Annotated in this window: 1 rRNA gene; it reads left to right on the top strand. The window is 56.4% G+C overall.

What is annotated here, in order from left to right:
• A 23S ribosomal RNA gene (locus ACVWY6_RS24625) occupies positions 1–1,307 on the top strand; the annotation flags it as partial.

Below are 1,307 nucleotides of genomic sequence, written 5' to 3' on the forward strand. Positions count from 1 at the left end.
GGTTGGTGATGGCGTGCCTTTTGAAGAATGAGCCTGCGAGTTAGTGCTCGGTGGCGAGGTTAACCCGTGTGGGGTAGCCGTAGCGAAAGCGAGTCCGAATAGGGCGTTAGAGTCGCCGGGTCTAGACCCGAAGCGGAGTGATCTACCCATGGCCAGGTTGAAGCGACGGTAAGACGTCGTGGAGGACCGAACCCACTTCAGTTGAAAATGGAGGGGATGAGCTGTGGGTAGGGGTGAAAGGCCAATCAAACTCCGTGATAGCTGGTTCTCCCCGAAATGCATTTAGGTGCAGCGTCGCATGTTTCTCGCTGGAGGTAGAGCTACTGGATGGCCGATGGGCCCTACAAGGTTACTGACGTCAGCCAAACTCCGAATGCCAGTGAGTGAGAGTGCGGCAGTGAGACTGCGGGCGATAAGGTTCGTAGTCGAGAGGGAAACAGCCCAGATCGCCGGCTAAGGCCCCTAAGCGTGTACTAAGTGGAAAAGGATGTGGGGTCGCGAAGACAACCAGGAGGTTGGCTTAGAAGCAGCCACCCTTGAAAGAGTGCGTAATAGCTCACTGGTCAAGTGATCCTGCGCCGACAATGTAGCGGGGCTCAAGTACACCGCCGAAGCCGCGGCACTCACACGATAGCCCGTCTCATCCCTGCGGGGGTGGGACTAGGTGTGTGGGTGGGTAGGGGAGCGTCCTGCATCCATGGAAGCATCGGAGTGATCCAGGTGTGGAGGGTGTGGGAGTGAGAATGCAGGCATGAGTAGCGAAAGCGAAGTGAGAAACTTCGCCGCCGAATGACCAAGGGTTCCTGGGCCAGGCTAATCCGCCCAGGGTGAGTCGGGACCTAAGGCGAGGCCGACAGGCGTAGTCGATGGACAACGGGTTGATATTCCCGTACCCGTGTAGTCGCGTCCGTGATGAATCAGCAGTACTAACCATCCTGAAGATCAAGGGTTACCTTCGGGTTTCGTTTGGTTGGATGCATGGGACCTTTGCTGGTAGTAGTCAAGCGATGGGGTGACGCAGGAAGGTAGTGGGGCCAGTCAGTGGTTGTACTGGTGTAAGCCTGTAGGGAGAGACATAGGCAAATCCGTGTCTCACATATCCTGAGAGGTGATGCGTAGCCGAATGAGGCGAATTCCATGATCCTATGCTGCCGAGAAAAGCCTCTAGCGAGTGGCGACACGGCCCGTACCCCAAACCAACACAGGTGGTCAGGTAGAGAATACTAAGGCGATCGAGAGAACTGTGGTTAAGGAACTCGGCAAAATGCCCCCGTAACTTCGGGAGAAGGGGGACCACGTCTGGTGAT

The organism is Williamsia sp. R60, assembly GCF_054063855.1.